Source organism: Spirosoma arboris (assembly GCF_009754945.1).
GTDB lineage: Bacteria > Bacteroidota > Bacteroidia > Cytophagales > Spirosomataceae > Spirosoma > Spirosoma arboris.
This window is the reverse complement of sequence record NZ_WPIN01000001.1, coordinates 307,423-324,587: the sequence shown is the minus strand read 5'-3', so window position 1 is coordinate 324,587 and position 17,165 is coordinate 307,423. Positions and strand designations below refer to the sequence as shown.

Genomic DNA, 17,165 nt, shown 5'->3' with positions numbered 1-17,165 from the left:
GTTGTCATCCCGACCTTAGGAGGGATTTCAAGCTTGACTAATACGAAACTTGAGATCCCTCCTAAGGTCGGGATGACAAAAACTCATCAACAAGTAAATCCCTATTTGCTACCAAAACATCGTTCATGACACGCAATTTCCTTACTTTTTTATTTGCATTAACTTGTTTATCTGCCAGCGCTCAGATCCATAAACCATACCCGGCCACCATTTATCCTGACCGACTCATCTTAGGCTGGCAGGGTAATCCAGCCACGTCGCAGTCCGTTAATTGGCGCACCGATTCGACCGTTACGAACGCAGTTGGCGCCATAAGTGAAGCTGATCCATCTCCCGATTTTGTCAAAAAGGCTACCATCATTCCTGCCATAAGTGAAACGGTAGTACTCGACGGCAAATCGGTAAAATACCACTCAGTTCATTTCAAAAATTTGAAACCGGCTACTCAATACAGCTACCGCGTTGGTGATGGCACGTACTGGAGCGAGTGGTTTCATTTTAAAACGGCTCAAGACAAGCCAGCGCCCTTTTCGTTTCTATATTTTGGGGATGCGCAGAATGACATTCGTTCACTCTGGTCGCGGGCCATTCGGGGCGCTTATTCTACGCTGCCCATGGTGAACCTGATGATCCACGCGGGCGATTTAATTACTACCTCCAACGCTGACTGGCAATGGGCGGAGTGGTTCGAAGCGGGGGGCTGGATTAATGGCATGGTGCCAACACTGGCCACACCGGGCAACCATGAATACTTCAAAGATGAACAAGGCAAAAGTCGCGTATCGAAGCACTGGCGACCGTCGTTCGTATTGCCTGAAAATGGCCCCAAAGGCCTCGAAGAAACGGCTTATACATTCGATTATCAGGGCACACGATTTATTTCATTAAATTCACAAGCCGCACTACTCGATTCGACGGTTATGGATGCCCAGGCAGATTGGCTTGTTCAGATGTTGAGCAAGAACCCGAATCGCTGGACTGTCATTGTTCACCATCACCCGATTTACTCAACCGCAAAAGGGCGGGACAACGACGAATGGCGTGCGAAGATGGAACCAATTTACAAAAAATATGGCGTCGATCTGGTCTTGCAGGGCCATGATCATACTTATGGCCGAGGATTAAATATGCCGTTAGGAAAGAGTCGCAAACATCCCGACGGGCCTATTTATGTGGTGTCGGTGAGTGGGCCAAAAATGTACGATATTGGTTTACAGGATTGGATGGACCGGGCCGGATCAAACACGCAACTGTATCAAACGGTGTCGATTGATGGCGATAAATTATCCTATCAGTCGTTTACCGTAACGGGCCAGAAATACGACTCATTCGTCTTGACAAAGGACAGTAAAGGGAAGAATACATTGATCGATCAGGCACCGGCGCTGCTCCCCGAGCGTCTGGACTTACCGGCCGAGTATCAGCAAAAGTTCAAACCCGAACAACTGCAGGAATACCGAAATCGCTTTCAGGAATATAAAGCCAGAAAGCAACAGGCAAAGCCGTAGATTATTTTGACTCAATAGACTCAAAATAATCTATACCACTAATTCGAAATTGCATCGATTTTATCCGCTTATTTATACCAAAAACGTATGTCTCTACCGTCTACCTCGTCTGTTGAACCTGCTGTCCTCCAGCCTGCTCCTGTTAAGCGGCTTCTCTCGCTCGATACCTTGCGGGGATTCGATATGTTCTGGATTATGGGTGGTGAAGAAATTTTTCAGGTTCTGGCCAAAACAACGGGTTGGGCCTGGGCGGTTCTCATCGCTGACCAATTCACGCATCCCGACTGGAATGGCTTTCGGGCTTATGACCTGATTTTTCCGCTTTTTGTGTTCATGGCAGGCGTGTCGACTCCGTTTTCAATAGGGTCGCGGTTAGATAAGGGGGACGACAAGGCGCTGATTGCCCGCAAGATTATTACGCGGGGGCTTATTCTGGTTGTTTTAGGTATCATCTACAATAACGGGCTCTTTGTCAAGGCAATTCAGGATACTCGTTTCCCGAGTGTATTGGGGCGCATCGGACTGGCGGGCATGTTTGCGCAGTTAATTTTTCTGTATGCCCAACCACGCACCCGATACATCTGGTTTGTCGGGATTTTGCTGGGTTACTGGGCTGCTATGATGCTGATTCCTGTCCCAGGCTGTGGGGCTGGTGTTCTGACGATGGAATGCAATCTGGCCAGTTATATCGACCGTATGGTCGTTCCAGGCCATCTGTATAAAACGATCCATGACCCAGAGGGATTATTCTCTACGATTCCAGCCATTGGCAACGCGCTGCTTGGCATTTTTGCCGGTTCGTTTTTGAAAGAACATGGCAAAACGGGCAATCAAAAAGCCGTACAATTATTGGGTGCGGGTGCACTTTTTATTCTACTCGGCGTGCTTTGGAATTTTGTTTTTCCTATTAATAAAAATCTCTGGACCAGTTCGTTTATGCTGGTTACGGGCGGACTGAGTCTAACCTTATTGAGCATATTTTACTGGATTATTGATGTTAAAGGCATCAAGGGCTGGACGTTCTTCTTCACCATCATCGGTATGAACTCCATCCTGATTTATCTGGCAGGTGAGTTCATCGAATTTGAATACGCAACTCACTTTTTCTTCGGTGGCCTGATTAAACTCATCTCTTCAGGCTGGGTAGCTGCGCTGCTGGGCGTGCTGGGTTATCTCGCCGTAAAGTGGGCGTTTTTGTATTTTCTGTACAAGAAAAAGACGTTCCTTCGGGTATGAGTAAGATTCTATTTACTATAGCCAAATGAAGTATCTGTATTTGCTGGTAGCGATCGTTGCCGAGGTTATCGCGACCAGTGCGCTAAATGCCTCCAATCAGTTCACCAAATGGCTTCCTGGTCTGATTACGCTGATAGGCTATGGAGTAGCTTTCTACTTTTTGAGTCTTACCTTACGGTCGATGCCAATTGGAATCGTTTATGCCGCTTGGTCTGGTGTAGGTATTGTTTTAGTGGCCCTGGTCGGCATAGTCTATTTTAAGCAGATACCGGATTTGCCCGCCATTATAGGCATGGTACTTATCATTGCCGGTGTCCTGATTATGAACCTGCTATCGAAAACGACGGGGCATTAAATGAGGTTTTCTTCTTTGACAGGATTTACTGGATAAGGCAGGATTAAAGGCTAAAGAAAATCCTGTTTTATCCTGTAAATCCTGTCGAAAAAATATCTGACGATGAGTGAATTAGAGAAGATGTTAGCTGGGGAATGGTATTGGTCTTATCACCCCGACCTGCTGGCCATGAGAGCCAGAGGCCGGGAATTATTCACCCGGTATAACCAAACTCTAAACTCAGAAAAGGAAACCCGAAACGAAATACTGACTACGCTCCTCGGCTCTTTTGGGAAAGATCTTGATATTCAGCCGCCGTTCTATTGTGATTATGGAACTTATATCTACCTTGCCGATAATGTATTCATTAATTTCAATTGCACAATATTAGATTATGCTCCTATCAGAATTGGTAACAATGCACTGATCGGGCCTAATGTTAGCTTATACGCGGCTTCGCATCCGTTATCGGCCAGTCATCGCATTAGTAAAGGCTCTGACATAGCCAAACCAATTACGATTGGCGACAACGTCTGGCTAGCCGGAAATGTCGTTGTTTGCCCAGGCGTTACCATCGGCGATAATACCACCATTGGAGCAGGCAGCGTGGTAACCAGAGATATACCCTCGAATGTATTTGCGGCTGGCAACCCTTGCCGTGTCATTCGATCCGTTCCCGATTAAGTATAAATGAACAATGAATAATGGCAAACGTCCACATTACCCATTATTCATTACTATAAGCCTGTATGATCACTGTTCGCAATCTTACTAAACAATACAGTGCTCAAACAGCCGTCGACAATGTCTCGTTCGATGTGAAGGAGGGCGAAACCCTTATCTTGCTGGGAACCAGTGGGTCAGGCAAAACCACTACATTGAAAATGCTCAATCGGCTGATTGAGCCAACTTCCGGAACCATATTGATCAATGGCGTTGACGCCAGACAGCGGAAGCTCCACGAATTACGCCGGGAAATCGGGTATGTTATTCAGGAGACAGGTTTATTTCCTCATTATACGATTGCCGATAATATAGCGCTGATTCCCCGAGTGCTTAAGTGGGACGAACAACGTATACGAACACGCGTTCGCGAACTGATCGGCATGATTCGTTTACCGGAAACCTACCTGGCTGCTTACCCAAGCCAGCTAAGTGGAGGTCAGCGCCAGCGAGTCGGGATAGCCAGAGCCCTGGCTGCCCAGCCCTCCATTTTACTAATGGACGAACCTCTGGGCGCACTTGACCCAGTCACCCGGAGCCACATTCGCCGGGAATTTCGACAGTTGGATGAGTTACGGCAAAAAACGATTGTGATGGTAACTCATGATGTACAGGAAGCTTTTGAATTAGGGGATCGGGTAGGGCTAATGGATGGCGGTCAACTGCAACAAATTGGTACACCTCAGGAACTACTGCTAAGACCCGCCAATGAATTTGTGCGTCAATTTTTCGCGGACCAATGGCTTCCTCTTCAGCTACATACGTTTTCTCTCCACGATTTATCGCCTTATTTACCCAACGAAAACACGCATCCTGGAGATGCTTTGCACTTACCCGCACCTACTCGATTAGCTGATGCGCTAGGGCATTTATCGGGTTCGAAATCGATTGTTTTTGAAGTGAATCAACAGTTTGTAACCGTGCATTTAACCACAATCTGGCCAGCGCTCAGTCAACTTCTGGAGAAACAATCTAGCTAAGTTGAATTTTAAATACCACTATGCAGGAATTCTTCGCGTTCATCATCGACCAGCGCTATAAGTTGCTCGAACAAACACTAACCCACATCGGGCTGACGTTCCTGTCGTTATGTATTGCGATGGTTATTGGATTACCATTAGGTATTCTAATTAGCCTCCGACCCCGGCTTGTTTCGGTTACTTTAGGCGCGGTGGGGGTTCTGCAAACGATTCCAAGTCTTGCGCTGCTGGGTTTCATGATTCCATTGCTGGGCATTGGTCCAGGTCCGGCCATTGTCGCACTGTTTCTGTATGCCTTACTGCCCATTGTGCAAAATACATACGTGGGTATTCGAGAAGTTAGCCCGACCCTGAAAGAAGCAGCTCAGGGCATGGGGTTAACACCCTGGCAACGATTAATCAAATTAGAATTACCGCTGGCATTGCCCGTTATTTTCGCAGGTGTCCGTACCGCTACCGTTATCAACGTTGGCGTGGCAACGTTAGCTGCTTATCTGGCCGCTGGTGGACTGGGCGAATTTATTTTTAGTGGCATTGCCCTGAATGATACCAATATGATTCTGGCAGGAACGATCCCGTCTGCTCTACTGGCCATTTTGTTTGATGCTGGTCTGGCCCGATTGCAACACCTGCGCAAATTGTGGCGATACCGGATGATGATTGTGTTCCTGCTTTTAACCCCCCTCCTATCATCGTTCTATTGGTTACCGAAAAAAAGCCAGACGAAACTGCATGCTGGCTTCGCTCATGAATTCTACGGTCGGTCCGATGGGTATCCTGCTTTGCTGGCTGCCTACGACCTGCACATATCATCCCGGCTGATCGACCCGAACCTGATGTATGAGTCCATTCATCGTAACTTATTCGACATTATCAGTGGTTACTCGACCGACGGACGGATCAAGACATTTCAGCTCCGAGCCCTGGTAGACGATAAGCATGCCTTTCCTCCGTATGAAGCGTCATTCATGGTTCGGCAGGCTACGTTAAAAAAATATCCGGCCCTTCAGCCAACACTTGAACTACTGTCGGGTACCCTCACCGACTCCTCCATGACGGAGTTGAATTACCGCGTCGATTGCCTGCATGAGTCACCCAAAGAAGTAGCCCGGCAATTTCTGCAACGTACTGGTTTGCTCCATCAACCGGGCGTCGGCCATCACCAGGACAAAATTGCAGTTGGCGCCATGATTTTTACCGAGCAATATATACTGGTTGAACTCGTGCGCCAGTTGGTGGAAAATCGACTCCCTCTGGAAGTCGTTACGAAAACAGGCCTAGGTGGCACAAAGCTATGTTTTGATGCTCTCCAATCTGGCTCCCTCGACCTCTATCCAGAATACACAGGTGCCGGGTTGCTGGTTCTTCTAAAACCATCTCCCAGGCTCATTGACTCACTAAAAGCCGATCCCAAAGGCCTTTACCAATACGTCAATAGCGAGTTCAACCAGAAATACGGATTAAGCTGGCTCAAGCCCTTAGTATTCAACAATACCTATGCGTTGATGATGCGCGAATCACACGCCCAGGCATTAGGTATTCGAACTACCTCAGAACTGAAGCGTTATTTGGAGAAGCAGAAGGGGTCTTTATGAGGGAGTACTTCTGTGTGGTGTCCCAATTATACAGTCGTAATCACGAGTAATACCTGCAAAACCCGCGGCATGAACACAAACGAGACGAAACAGGTCATTGAAAATTGCACTTAAGCTTGACACACGTTACGTAACGTGTTACATTTGATGGATGATAAAAAGCATTACTAGCAAGCCTTTACGCCTATTTCACCAGAAAGACGATGGTTCAAAACTGCCTGCATCGCAATTGAGTAAAATAGGCTTAATTATGAGTTTGCTCGATGCTGCCGTAAAGCCAGAAGACATGGATTTCCCAGGCTCTGGACTACATAAGTTATCAGGCGATTACCAGGATTACTGGTCAGTGAAAGTCAATGCGAATTACCGGATCATCTTCAAATTTGATGATGAAGGCGTTACTGACGTTGATTATTTAGACTACCATTAAAACAGTAGAAACGACATGGAAGACACCCGCGTTAAAGGCCCAATGAAGAATCCAGTCCACCCTGGCCAGGTGTTGAAGGGTTTATATTTAGAACCACTGGAACTATCAATAACGGATGCCGCTAAAGGATTAGGTATTACCCGAAAAACGCTATCACAGTTAATTAATGGCCATCATGGAATTACGCCCGATATGGCATTACGTTTGGCAGAAGCGTTTAACACAACCCCGCAACTCTGGCTAAACATGCAGCAGAATTTTGATCTACGTCAGGCGGAAAAAAAGGAAAAGAATTATACGGTGAGGCACTTTTGGGCTTCGTCGGGGACTGGATTGCAGCCGGCATAGTTGAGAATATATTAGTTTGTTTATGTTGTTTCGGCTGTGTACAGTTAAATATTTCACGTTAGCTTGGAAATAATATCTTTAATAGTAGCAATCATAACTGGCCTCCCTGCTATTATAGCGTGGCTTAAATCGACAACTCCACGTATATACTTAGTAATTGATAGCGACATAAATCTTTATCAACAAATTGTAAGAAATGTAAATGGCCTAACAATCAATTATGAAGGCGCTCTAGTCGGAAAATCAACCCGATTGGTCAAAGGGTTTGTATTTTATAAAGGCAAAGAGGATATAACTGATGAAAGAATAAAAAGTCCATTGAGGCTTCAATTTACCGAAAAAACTAAAATATATGACTGTAAAATTTTAGGTTTATCTGAAGCACTAAAAGTCGATATTACAATTCTGGATAATGCTATCGAATTCAATTTTGATTTATTGAAAGATGAAGAATATTTTTATTTTGAAACTTTTTTTGAACCTGAAACCGATGAATCAAAATATACGCTTATTAATAGAATTTCTAATATTCCTAAAAGTATTCCCACTTTAAACTATTTTGATATTACTTGGAGAAATGAAACCAGTAATTTCCCTGTATTTATGTTATTTATGTTAGGGGGGTTCATGCTGTTTGATACAAGTAAATTCCCTCACAATGAAAAATATGAGCTTCACATTTCGAAAGAGAATTTTGTGAAGAATGTTTATTATAAAGGCTCCTTAGTGAATACTGATAGTATAAACAAAGCTACGGACAGTTTAGATAAGTTGTATCAAACTAACGTAACAAAGATCTTTAAAAAATATCCAGTAAGTAAAATAAACGAAAGCGCTAAAACTGTTATTGGGGAGTTAAATCAAAATATGATTAACTATTACAATGGCTATGCAACTAACGAAAATTTTTTTGTTGCTTATAGGAAATCCGATACACTACTAAATACTATATTGTATTCTAAAGATATAATACTTAGTAATTTCCTAATTCTGTTTAAGGAAATGGGGCCTTATAAGCTAAATGATGAATATAGTGTAAAGTACGATTATGTATACAAAATTCGTATCTATTTGGCTATAATTGGCATTATACTGTACTTGGTAGGAACTTATTTTATGTTTAGATATTTCAGGACAGCTTTAAAGTATAGATTTATTATAAAAAAAATAAGGCTATTACGTTCGTCGGTAATAGAACGAAAAACAATTACGTGAGAACGCCTAGAAGGGCGTTTGTTTTTCCTATCTTGTTTACATATAAATGGACGTACATGTTGTAACAAGATCGCGACTTTTCCCTTATCCATAAAAGCTATTTGTATTGTATCTAACAACCCGAGCGAAAGCAAATCAACCGATAATTCACTCCCTAACTAACCAAATCTCTGTCACCTGCGAGCCGCGTTCACCTTTTCCGCATTCCCAGATGAAGGTTACAGCGCCGTCGGTTAGGGCTGCCTTGGGCACGTCAAATTCGTAAATGGGTTGCTCGCCGGTTTGAATAAACTCATGAACAAGAGAACCGTCGTCGGTGGTGAGTTTCATGCGCGACTGGAATCGGCCGGTGTAGGCAATTCGAATCCGATACGACGCGTTTGGGTCAAGTTCGGTATAGGCAATTTTTAAGGGTTGGTCATAGAGCGTTTTGGCCTGTTTCATCCAGGCCCGTGGCGTAACCTGGCCTTTGAAACCCGTTGCTTTGATCTCATCCACCCATTCAACGCCAACCAGACCAACGCCAAATCCAATTCTGGGTGATTGCAAACTGCCCGGATCTTTTTCCCAACTTATTCCCGGCACAACCCGATGCCAGCTTTCAGGAGCGCCAAAATGATCATAGAAACCACCCGGTCCAGGGTCGGTACGGTGTAGCATCTCACGAATTTTCTGAACGCGTTCCTGCTCACTGCTCAGCTTTTCTATCTGTTCGAGCTGCGACAGTAACCAGGGCGAATCATTGAGGGGGATGTCGATATTATCAATAAAATTACCCCGGCCGCCCATAGCCCCATGTTTGTCGATGGTTAGTTGCGCACCGATGCTCTTGAAGAGCGAGTCGGCTAACGCAAAACACGTCTGCCGATACGCGGGCAAAATCGGTTCTTTCCAGGCTTTTTCGAGGATAGCATTCGCTTGCCGAATTGTGGCTAGTGAGTTCCCTGGTTCTATCGTTTCCAGCTTCATCCGTGCCTGTTGCTCCAGATCAGTTTCGTACACGAGTCGACGGCGGGTGAAGGCGTCGTAATACGCCCGAATCAGTCCCATCTGAAAGCGCGGATTTTGCAATACCGATCGGGGTGCCGATTTTTCTAACGCCTGCCACTGCATGAACGTACGCTCGACAGCGTCATTGGTCAGGAGGTTACCCCGCCAGTTTTGTTCCAGCGCAACAAGGCCCTGAGCAACCGATTCGGTATAATCTGGCCCAATAAACAGTCGGGCGTAGTCGCGTATGGTTTCGATAACCGGCGTTTCGGGGTTCCAGTCCTGATCGCTCCAGACAAACTTATTCACATCGTCATTGGTCCCTTCCGAATAACTGATGCTGCCCGAACCGTATTCATCGAGCGCATTGTGAATAGCCTTTTCATCGTGCGGGCGCGGATTGATACATTCCCGACCTAAAGTCATGGCCCAGGCCAAGTCCCAGTGTGGCACCGGATATTGGGACGCATAATTATGAGTAATGTCGGGATAATGCCGAATGGGAATAGCGGGTTTAACTACTTTCCGAATCTCCTGAACCGGCATCTTGACCCATGGCCCGAAAACCACGCCACCAAACCAGTCATAGCCTTTATTGACATGCTTGTAAAACGCATCGAACCACTGTTGCGTCGGTCGGAATACCTGTGGAGACACCCATATTTTGGCATTAGGATGGTATTTATGCAGCACCTGTGCTTCTTTTTCGAGCCAGGCAAACAACACATCGGGCTCTAGTTCGCCGGGATCACCACCCGGCACAAAGACGGCATCTAATTTAGGGACGGCGGCAAAAACCTCATTTCGCTCCGCCAATTCCTTCTGAATCGAATCAGGATGGGTATAATTCAGGCCCATGTTCGGATACCACATCCAGACATCCAACCCATACTCGGCACAAATCCGCGACTGTTCGCCTATCATTTTAATGGCGGGCAGTTTCATGTGGCGGCTGGTAAAATCATCGTCGGTACGCGGGGGCATAATCTCAATGCTATTGGCTCCAAACAACGCCAGATCGCGAATATATTGATCGAACTGGGCTACCGAAAAGGCATCGTAGGCATTGGTTTTAGGCCGATAACCCAACTGATGCCCCCGAATCGGATATCGTGGACTAGTTGCAATCGCCAGATCTCCGGCTACAGTAAGCTTGCCCGGTTTCATATCCAGTTTGCGCAATAACCGCCCAACCCCGTAAAGCAATCCTCGTGCATCGTGCCCCACAATTAACAAGGCGTTGGCTTTTTCAATGGCAACCAACTTAAAGCCTTCCGATTTACTTTCGGGCATCGCCTGAATTATGGCCCGAAGATCGGGTGGCAACTGTGCCAGATTGCTTTCCAGTAAAAGCCCAATAAACGGCTGCTTATCGGTGGGGAGCTTTCCCAAAACAGGCAGTTGAATACCGCTTCGTTTCTGTACTTCCTGTTGAAGAATTTCTACCGTTCGACGCAGCACTTTCTTATCACTAACGATGGTGGCTATACGCGCTTTTGACAAGTCGATTGTAGCGGAATAGGCGTTTGTTAGAATTGAAAGGAAAAAGATGGTTAATAGAGTGATTGGTCGCATGACTATAGTTCTTCGTGAATTATCGTCCGTTTTCGCTTGGTAAAGCCATCCGGTCAGGAGACGCAAGGGATTGCGTCTCTACAGCTTGATAAAAATCTTTCGCTTATATAGCACATAAGCTGGGATGAAATTAATACCGATGAAAAACAAGGCATATGTCAGACTGGCGAGTTCGGGCGGCATATCCGCGTTTATTAATGAATTCACAACATGCTCATTCAGCGGAAGATAGCCAAATTTGAGCCGATAGAAAAAGAGGGCAAAAATGTCGGCTAGTACGTATACCGTAATGGCATTAGCCCCGAAAATGACGCCCACCTTCGTACCGCCCTTACGACCCAGTACATCAACGAGGAAGTAGACCGCACCTAATAGCATTGCAGCAAAACCAGAGGTAACAAGCACAAACGAGCTTGTCCAGAGGTTTTCATTGACCGGAAAGGTCAATCCCCAGAAATACCCGGCAGCAGCCGTGAACAGCCCCACCGTCATCAGGTAAGACACTTTTTCGGTTGGACTGGCAGTACTGAGCATCCATCGTCCAGCCAGCATACCCGTGATACCCGTTACGATTGATGGAAACGTACTGAGGATTCCTTCGGGGTCCCAGGTGCCCTGCCACATGCGACCGGGCAAGTATTTCCGGTCGATCCAGGCTGCCAGATTCTGACCTCGTTCCAGAACAACTTGACCTACGTCGGGCGTTGGAATTTGCGTCATGGCGAGCCAATAGGCAACTAACGTGATGGTGCCAATCCAGATTTGTTGTTTCCAGGTTGTGTTCAGAAAAAGAAACGCGCAGACGAGAAAGACAATAGCAATTCGATGAAGTGTACCCGTCCAGCGAACGTTCGAAAAGTCAAAATCGGGCATCAAATTCAAAAACATACCTACGGCAAAGATTTTCAGCGACCGAATCACAATCTTTCGGTAGAGTTCGCCTTCTGGGCTACCTTCGTCCAGTTTTCGGGCGTAGGCCAGGGCAATGGAAACACCAACGATAAAGAGAAATGTGGGTGCAATTAAGTCCGTGAAAGAGAGTCCATTCCAGATCGTGTGCCTTAATGTAAAGTACACAAACTCCTCGCTCCCCGGAAAATTGGCAACAATCATGGCCGCGATGGTAAATCCACGCATCGCATCTAATGAAATGAGTCGGCTCGGCTGCTGTATCATTAAAAAGTAAAAAAGCCCCGTTGTAACAATGGTATCTTTAGTACTGATTTGAGTACTATAAAGGCTACTTAACCTAAGGATTTATGCGAACTACTTTTTTTACTGCCCTCATCGTCGCTTTCGTCGTTTGTTTTAACGGCTGTAGATCGGGTGATGCACCCGCTACAGATGAGGCAAAAAAAATCGCCGTTAGCTGGGAGTTGGTCACTAATTTCACCGAAATAGAAACCGGTTTCGAAGCGCGCTTTACCCTCACGAATCAGAGCGATTTCCTATTGACGGATACCAATTGGGCTTTGTTTTTCAATATGTCTCCCCGGCCCATTATGCCAACCCAGGTACCTCAGCCTGCTACGGTTCATCATATTAATGGCGACTGGTACAAACTCACACCCAACGTAGGATTTTCTCTCAAACCCGGTGCAACTGTCGATATTCGCTACGAAGGAACAGAAGCTGTTAATAAGGTAACCGACGCTCCCTTAGGACTTTATTTCGTTTTTTATAACAAGGAGGGTAAAGAGCAGAACATCGTTCAGGTAGCCAATTATAGCATTAAACCCTTCACGAAAAAGGAACAGATACTCCGCGGCAAAATTGACCTGGAACCACTCCCAACCCCCGAACATACGTATCAGACCAATCTGGTGGCATCCTTGCTCCCAGCCGACAAACTTCAGAAAATCATCCCATCACCGGTTAAACTGATTCCTGGTGCAGGTACGCTAACAGTCAATTCGTCACTCCCAATTTATGCAGATAAGGGCCTGGAAAATGAAGCGCATTTTTTGAGTCAAAAACTAAAAACGCTAACGGGTAGCGATTTCTCAGTAAGCACCGGAGCTCCGAAGGGGAAAGGTATTGCGCTAAAAATGAGCAAGATAAGCGTTAACGGCGTGACCAAAGAAGCCTATCAGCTGGGTATCGACGGAAATGGCGTGTCCATCACAGGTAACGATGCTGCGGGTGTTTTCTACGGCGTTCAGAGTCTGCTGGCCTTAATTCCGACCACTACGTACTTGAAACCGTCGGCTAACATTGCTCTCACCTATGTACAGATTGAGGATGCTCCGCGATTTGAGTTTCGGGGTATGCACCTGGATGTGAGCCGGAATTTTCAGACGAAAGAAACCATTCTTCGGCTGCTCGATTTACTAGCGTTTTATAAAGTCAATAAATTCCTGTTTTACACAACGGAAGACGAAGGCTGGCGACTCGAAATTGACGGTCTTCCCGAACTGACGCAGGTAGGAGCGCAACGAGAACATACATCAGGAAAGGAAACACCCGTTTTACATCCAGCTTATGGTTCCGGCCCCAAAGCATATGACGAAGGCAAATATGGCAGTGGTTTCTACACCAAAGCCGATTTTATCGAAATTCTGAAATACGCCAATGAGCGGCACATAAAAGTTATTCCCGAACTGAATTTGCCAGGCCATGCGCGGGCGGCTATTAAAGCGATGGAATCTCGTTATGCCCGGCTGATGAAAGAGGGCAAAGAAAAAGAAGCCAATGAATACCGACTCATCGACCCAGCCGATAAATCGGTGTACCTATCGGCGCAGGGCTATACCGATAATGTGGTCAGTGTCGGAATCGAATCAACGTATCACTTCTACGAAAAAGTGGTCGATGAGATTACGAAGATGTACAAGGAAGCAGGTCTGCCCATGGATGTGATGCATGCTGGTGGCGATGAAGTGCCCGAAGGCGTCTGGACAAAATCGCCGATTGCGGCCAAGCTGTTGAAAGAGAATCCGGCGATTAAAGACCCGAAAAACTTACAGGCCTATTTCTTCGGAAAACTCCGGGAACGACTCGCGAAACGCAACCTGGAAGTCCATGCCTGGGAAGAGGCTGTACTTGTAAAAGCACCTGATGGAAAATTAGTGATGAATCCTGAATTTGTTGGGAAGGGCGTCGTTCCTTATGTATGGAACAATTTGTTTGATATCGACCTGGGCAATCGACTGGCGAATGCTGGCTACCCGGTGGTATTGTGCAACGTATCAAACTTTTATTTCGATATGTCTTATAACAACGATCCGCAGGAGCCGGGCCTGTATTGGGCGGGCTACGTCGATACGCGAAATAACTGGGCGTTTGCTCCTTTCGATATGTTCAAAACCACTTACAAAACATCTATGGGCAAGCCGCTTAGTTTCGAAGGTTTGGAGCATATGAAACCTGAAGCCCGTAAAAACGTCCGGGGAATCGAGTCGCAACTTTGGAGCGAAACCGTAAAAGGGCGCGACATGGCTGAGTACGACATTCTGCCCAAGCTGCTGGGTTTTTCAGAAAGTGCCTGGGCACCCGAGCGCCCCTGGGAAACCATCGAAAACCGACCAGCTCGCGAAAAGTCGATGAGTGCGGGCTGGAATGTGTTTGCCAATACGCTCGCTCAGAAAGACTTACCTCGTTTGGCTAAGATCAATGGCGGCTACAACTATCGACTACCGCTACCCGGTGCCATTATTGATCAGGGAACGCTCAAGGCTAATGTGGAATTACCCGGCCTTGCCATTCGATATACGACCAATGGAGCTGAACCTACTATACAATCGGCCTTATATACAGGACCGGTAAAGGTTTCAGGTACCGTAAAATTAAAGAGCTTCGATGCATCGGGTCGGTCGAGTCGGTCGGCAGTTGTTGCGGTGCCTTAACATTGTAAATACCTCAAAGGGCTGAAAATTGCAGTCCTACGTTGCACCCCTCTCCTGTTATAGGAGAGGAGTCGGGGGTGAGGTTAACCACCTGGAGGACCCATTTCACCTCACCCCAACCCCTCTCCTATAACAGGAGAGGGGCTCTTGACAGCCCTGTCCTTTAGAAGGTTATGGGTATTTATAAAAGTACAATCTAAAGATAAAAACTTCTTTTCAAATGACTATTGGGGTCGACTTAGGAGGAACCAACGTGCGGGCTGGGCTTGTACGAAATGGATCGATTGTCCACCAAAAGAGTGGTCTGTTGCACCAAAAAGAATCACTCTCCTCAACCTTATCGCAACTCATCGAACTTATTCGCCCGCTGGCAGAATCATCGGTAAGTAGTATTGGTATTGGCGTTCCCTCGGTGGTCGATGTGGACCGGGGCATCGTGTATAACGTGGCCAACATTCCATCCTGGAAAGAAGTTGCCCTGCGCGACATTCTGGAAGAGGAGTTTGCGGTACCTGTATTTGTGAATAATGATGTAAACTGCTTTACACTCGGCGAACATCAATTTGGTCTGGCCAAGTCTTACCATTCCGTTGTAGGAATGTCCATAGGAACTGGTCTCGGTTCGGGCATCATTATTGACAATCAACTCTTTGTGGGCACCAATTGTGGTGCGGGCGAAATCGGACTGCTCCCATATCGGGACAAAAACTTCGAGTATTATGCTTCCGCCGAGTTTTTCGAAGCTATCCACGGTACAACAGCACTGGAAGTCAGCCAGGCGGCCCAACTGGGCGAAGAAAATGCGTTGCGCCTGTGGACCGAATTTGGCCGTCACTTCGGCTGGGCTATCAAAGCGGTTCTTTATGCCTACGACCCGGAAGTCATTGTACTGGGAGGTTCTATCGCCAAAGCATACCCGTTCTTTAAAGCAGGTATGTTCGAGAGTATGCAGGATTTCGCCTACCCGGTAACACTCAAACGACTAAAGATTTTCCAGTCGCAGCGGGAAGGTATTGCGTTGTTAGGCGCGGCTGCGCTGGTTAGCTAGCAGTCGGTGCGCCAGCGAATACTGGCGAAATTGTGGGCATGGGTAAATACTCGCGCCAGGAATCAATCCACTGTCAACATGAACCGAAATACGCTTATTGTCATCCTGATTCTGTTAATCTTCTTTGTCATTTCTTTCCTGACCAATATTCTGGGGCCTATCATTCCCGATCTGGTCGACAGTTTCCATCTGAGTATTGGTTTGGCAGGCTTCCTGCCATTTGCCTTTTTTGTTGCCTACAGTGTGTCGATGCCATCGGGATTACTAATCGAAAAGTACCGGGAAAAGCCTGTTCTGCTGGGCGCTTTTTTTCTGGCTTTTCTTGGAGCCTTGTTGTTCGCACTCGTTCCCCGTTTTTCAGTAGCGTTAGTCTCCCTGTTCTCTATCGGTGTTGGAATGGCTATGCTACAGGTTGTTATTAATCCGCTGTTGCGAGTGGCAGGTGGCGAAGCCCATTTCGCGTTCAATTCGGTGCTGGCGCAGCTTTTTTCCGGTGCAGCATCATTTATCAGCCCATTTCTATACAGTTATTTCGTTCTCAACCTTCATACAACGAATACCAGTTTTCCGATTGCACTACTCAACAAACTCGTTCCTGTTCACCTCGAATGGGTATCGCTATACTGGGTGTTCGCGCTCACCACGCTCCTGATGATTGTTGTCGTTGGGCTGATAAAATTCCCGACTGTAGAGCTAAAGGAAGACGAGAAGATGGAAGTCGGAGGAACCCTGCTTGAGCTACTCCGCAACAAAACGGTACTCCTCTTTTTCGCCGGAATTTTTGCGTATGTCGGTACAGAGCAGGGTATTGCCAACTGGATTTCCAAATTTCTTCAACTCTACCACGGTGTCGATCCGGCCACAACGGGTGCCGAAGTGGTGGCCTACTTTTGGGGATTGATGACAATAGGCTGCATTCTGGGATTGATTTTACTAAAACTGGCAGACAGCCGAAAAGTGCTGATGCTATTCACATTAGGCGCTGTTCTGGCCCTGATAGCAGGCTTGTTCGGCCCCAAAGAATGGGCGCTGTATGCTTTGCCAACGACTGGCTTTTTTGCCTCCGTCATGTGGTCTATTATTTTTTCACTCGCCCTTAATTCAGTACCGCAGCATCATGGCACTTTTTCAGGTATCTTGTGTACGGGTATTGTTGGTGGAGCTTTGGTGCCTCTGATCATTGGCGGACTGGCCGAACTGGTCGGACTTCGCTGGGCTATGCTGGTTTTGTTGCTTACTTTAGGTTATATTTTCAGCATTGGTATCTGGGCTAAGCCTCTGGTTACGAATGCCACGATTAAACTAAAGAGTGAAAGAATTAATGAGTGAAAGAGCGCG

Annotated in this window: 14 protein-coding genes; 12 read left to right on the top strand and 2 right to left on the bottom strand. The window is 46.5% G+C overall.

The genetic code is table 11. The features are described 5' to 3' along the window. Nucleotides 1-125 precede the first annotated feature (125 nt). The 9 genes from GO755_RS01345 to GO755_RS01305 all read left to right on the top strand — a co-directional run bounded on the left by GO755_RS01345 (nucleotide 126) and on the right by GO755_RS01305 (nucleotide 8,369). The gene (locus GO755_RS01345) at nucleotides 126-1,508 is read left to right on the top strand and encodes a purple acid phosphatase family protein (protein ID WP_157582770.1); all 1,383 of its coding nucleotides are present in this window, start codon (nucleotides 126-128) and stop codon (nucleotides 1,506-1,508) included. Nucleotides 1,509-1,595: 87 nt separating this feature from the next. Further along, on the top strand, nucleotides 1,596-2,744 hold the full coding sequence (locus GO755_RS01340; protein ID WP_157582769.1) for an acyltransferase family protein: 1,149 nt from the start codon (nucleotides 1,596-1,598) through the stop codon (nucleotides 2,742-2,744). Between the two features lie 25 nt (nucleotides 2,745-2,769). Continuing rightward, a complete protein-coding gene (locus GO755_RS01335) occupies nucleotides 2,770-3,099 on the top strand; it encodes a DMT family transporter (RefSeq protein ID WP_157582768.1) in 330 nt (109 codons plus the stop codon). 102 nt (nucleotides 3,100-3,201) lie between these two features. Further along, nucleotides 3,202-3,762: a sugar O-acetyltransferase gene (locus tag GO755_RS01330; protein WP_157582767.1), complete on the top strand. Its 561-nt coding sequence runs from the start codon at nucleotides 3,202-3,204 to the stop codon at nucleotides 3,760-3,762. 65 nt (nucleotides 3,763-3,827) lie between these two features. After that, on the top strand, nucleotides 3,828-4,781 hold the full coding sequence (locus GO755_RS01325) for an ABC transporter ATP-binding protein (RefSeq protein WP_157582766.1): 954 nt from the start codon (nucleotides 3,828-3,830) through the stop codon (nucleotides 4,779-4,781). 20 nt (nucleotides 4,782-4,801) lie between these two features. Beyond that, nucleotides 4,802-6,376, top strand: a complete 1,575-nt coding sequence (locus GO755_RS01320) for an ABC transporter permease/substrate-binding protein (RefSeq protein WP_157582765.1) — start codon at nucleotides 4,802-4,804, stop codon at nucleotides 6,374-6,376. Nucleotides 6,377-6,527: 151 nt separating this feature from the next. Beyond that, entirely contained in the window at nucleotides 6,528-6,806 is a 279-nt protein-coding gene (locus tag GO755_RS01315) for a type II toxin-antitoxin system RelE/ParE family toxin (RefSeq protein WP_157582764.1), read from the top strand. A 15-nt stretch (nucleotides 6,807-6,821) separates the two neighbouring features. Beyond that, nucleotides 6,822-7,154: a HigA family addiction module antitoxin gene (locus GO755_RS01310; RefSeq protein ID WP_157582763.1), complete on the top strand. Its 333-nt coding sequence runs from the start codon at nucleotides 6,822-6,824 to the stop codon at nucleotides 7,152-7,154. A gap of 63 nt (nucleotides 7,155-7,217) precedes the next feature. After that, nucleotides 7,218-8,369 carry a hypothetical protein gene (locus GO755_RS01305; protein ID WP_157582762.1) on the top strand — a complete coding sequence of 384 codons (1,152 nt, stop codon included), beginning with the start codon at nucleotides 7,218-7,220 and terminating at the stop codon, nucleotides 8,367-8,369. Between the two features lie 147 nt (nucleotides 8,370-8,516). Here the strand turns inward: GO755_RS01305 and GO755_RS01300 are convergent, their stop codons facing one another. Both GO755_RS01300 and GO755_RS01295 read right to left on the bottom strand, forming a co-directional pair. After that, entirely contained in the window at nucleotides 8,517-10,934 is a 2,418-nt protein-coding gene (locus GO755_RS01300) for a hypothetical protein (RefSeq protein ID WP_157582761.1), read from the bottom strand. A 78-nt stretch (nucleotides 10,935-11,012) separates the two neighbouring features. Continuing rightward, nucleotides 11,013-12,110 (bottom strand): acyltransferase family protein, encoded by a 1,098-nt coding sequence (locus GO755_RS01295; RefSeq protein WP_157582760.1) that lies wholly within the window; start codon nucleotides 12,108-12,110, stop codon nucleotides 11,013-11,015. Between the two features lie 83 nt (nucleotides 12,111-12,193). On the opposite strand from GO755_RS01295, the gene GO755_RS01290 reads away from it, so the two are divergent. From GO755_RS01290 to GO755_RS01280, 3 genes are all read left to right on the top strand, one after another. Further along, nucleotides 12,194-14,779, top strand: coding sequence for a family 20 glycosylhydrolase (locus GO755_RS01290; RefSeq protein WP_157582759.1), 2,586 nt, complete (start codon nucleotides 12,194-12,196; stop codon nucleotides 14,777-14,779). Between the two features lie 220 nt (nucleotides 14,780-14,999). Beyond that, nucleotides 15,000-15,827: an ROK family protein gene (locus tag GO755_RS01285; protein ID WP_157582758.1), complete on the top strand. Its 828-nt coding sequence runs from the start codon at nucleotides 15,000-15,002 to the stop codon at nucleotides 15,825-15,827. A 78-nt stretch (nucleotides 15,828-15,905) separates the two neighbouring features. Beyond that, on the top strand, nucleotides 15,906-17,156 hold the full coding sequence (locus GO755_RS01280; protein ID WP_157582757.1) for an MFS transporter: 1,251 nt from the start codon (nucleotides 15,906-15,908) through the stop codon (nucleotides 17,154-17,156). The last annotated feature ends 9 nt before the right edge of the window (nucleotides 17,157-17,165 follow it).

What these genes read in the sequence shown, in the direction of transcription:
- GO755_RS01345 (WP_157582770.1), top strand. Translation starts at nt 126, where the DNA reads ATGACACGCAATTTCCTTACTTTTTTATTTGCATTAACTTGTTTATCT.
- GO755_RS01340 (WP_157582769.1), top strand. Translation starts at nt 1,596, where the DNA reads ATGTCTCTACCGTCTACCTCGTCTGTTGAACCTGCTGTCCTCCAGCCT.
- GO755_RS01335 (WP_157582768.1), top strand. Translation starts at nt 2,770, where the DNA reads ATGAAGTATCTGTATTTGCTGGTAGCGATCGTTGCCGAGGTTATCGCG.
- GO755_RS01330 (WP_157582767.1), top strand. Translation starts at nt 3,202, where the DNA reads ATGAGTGAATTAGAGAAGATGTTAGCTGGGGAATGGTATTGGTCTTAT.
- GO755_RS01325 (WP_157582766.1), top strand. Translation starts at nt 3,828, where the DNA reads ATGATCACTGTTCGCAATCTTACTAAACAATACAGTGCTCAAACAGCC.
- GO755_RS01320 (WP_157582765.1), top strand. Translation starts at nt 4,802, where the DNA reads ATGCAGGAATTCTTCGCGTTCATCATCGACCAGCGCTATAAGTTGCTC.
- GO755_RS01315 (WP_157582764.1), top strand. Translation starts at nt 6,528, where the DNA reads ATGATAAAAAGCATTACTAGCAAGCCTTTACGCCTATTTCACCAGAAA.
- GO755_RS01310 (WP_157582763.1), top strand. Translation starts at nt 6,822, where the DNA reads ATGGAAGACACCCGCGTTAAAGGCCCAATGAAGAATCCAGTCCACCCT.
- GO755_RS01300 (WP_157582761.1), bottom strand. Translation starts at nt 10,934, where the DNA reads ATGCGACCAATCACTCTATTAACCATCTTTTTCCTTTCAATTCTAACA.
- GO755_RS01295 (WP_157582760.1), bottom strand. Translation starts at nt 12,110, where the DNA reads ATGATACAGCAGCCGAGCCGACTCATTTCATTAGATGCGATGCGTGGA.
- GO755_RS01290 (WP_157582759.1), top strand. Translation starts at nt 12,194, where the DNA reads ATGCGAACTACTTTTTTTACTGCCCTCATCGTCGCTTTCGTCGTTTGT.
- GO755_RS01285 (WP_157582758.1), top strand. Translation starts at nt 15,000, where the DNA reads ATGACTATTGGGGTCGACTTAGGAGGAACCAACGTGCGGGCTGGGCTT.
- GO755_RS01280 (WP_157582757.1), top strand. Translation starts at nt 15,906, where the DNA reads ATGAACCGAAATACGCTTATTGTCATCCTGATTCTGTTAATCTTCTTT.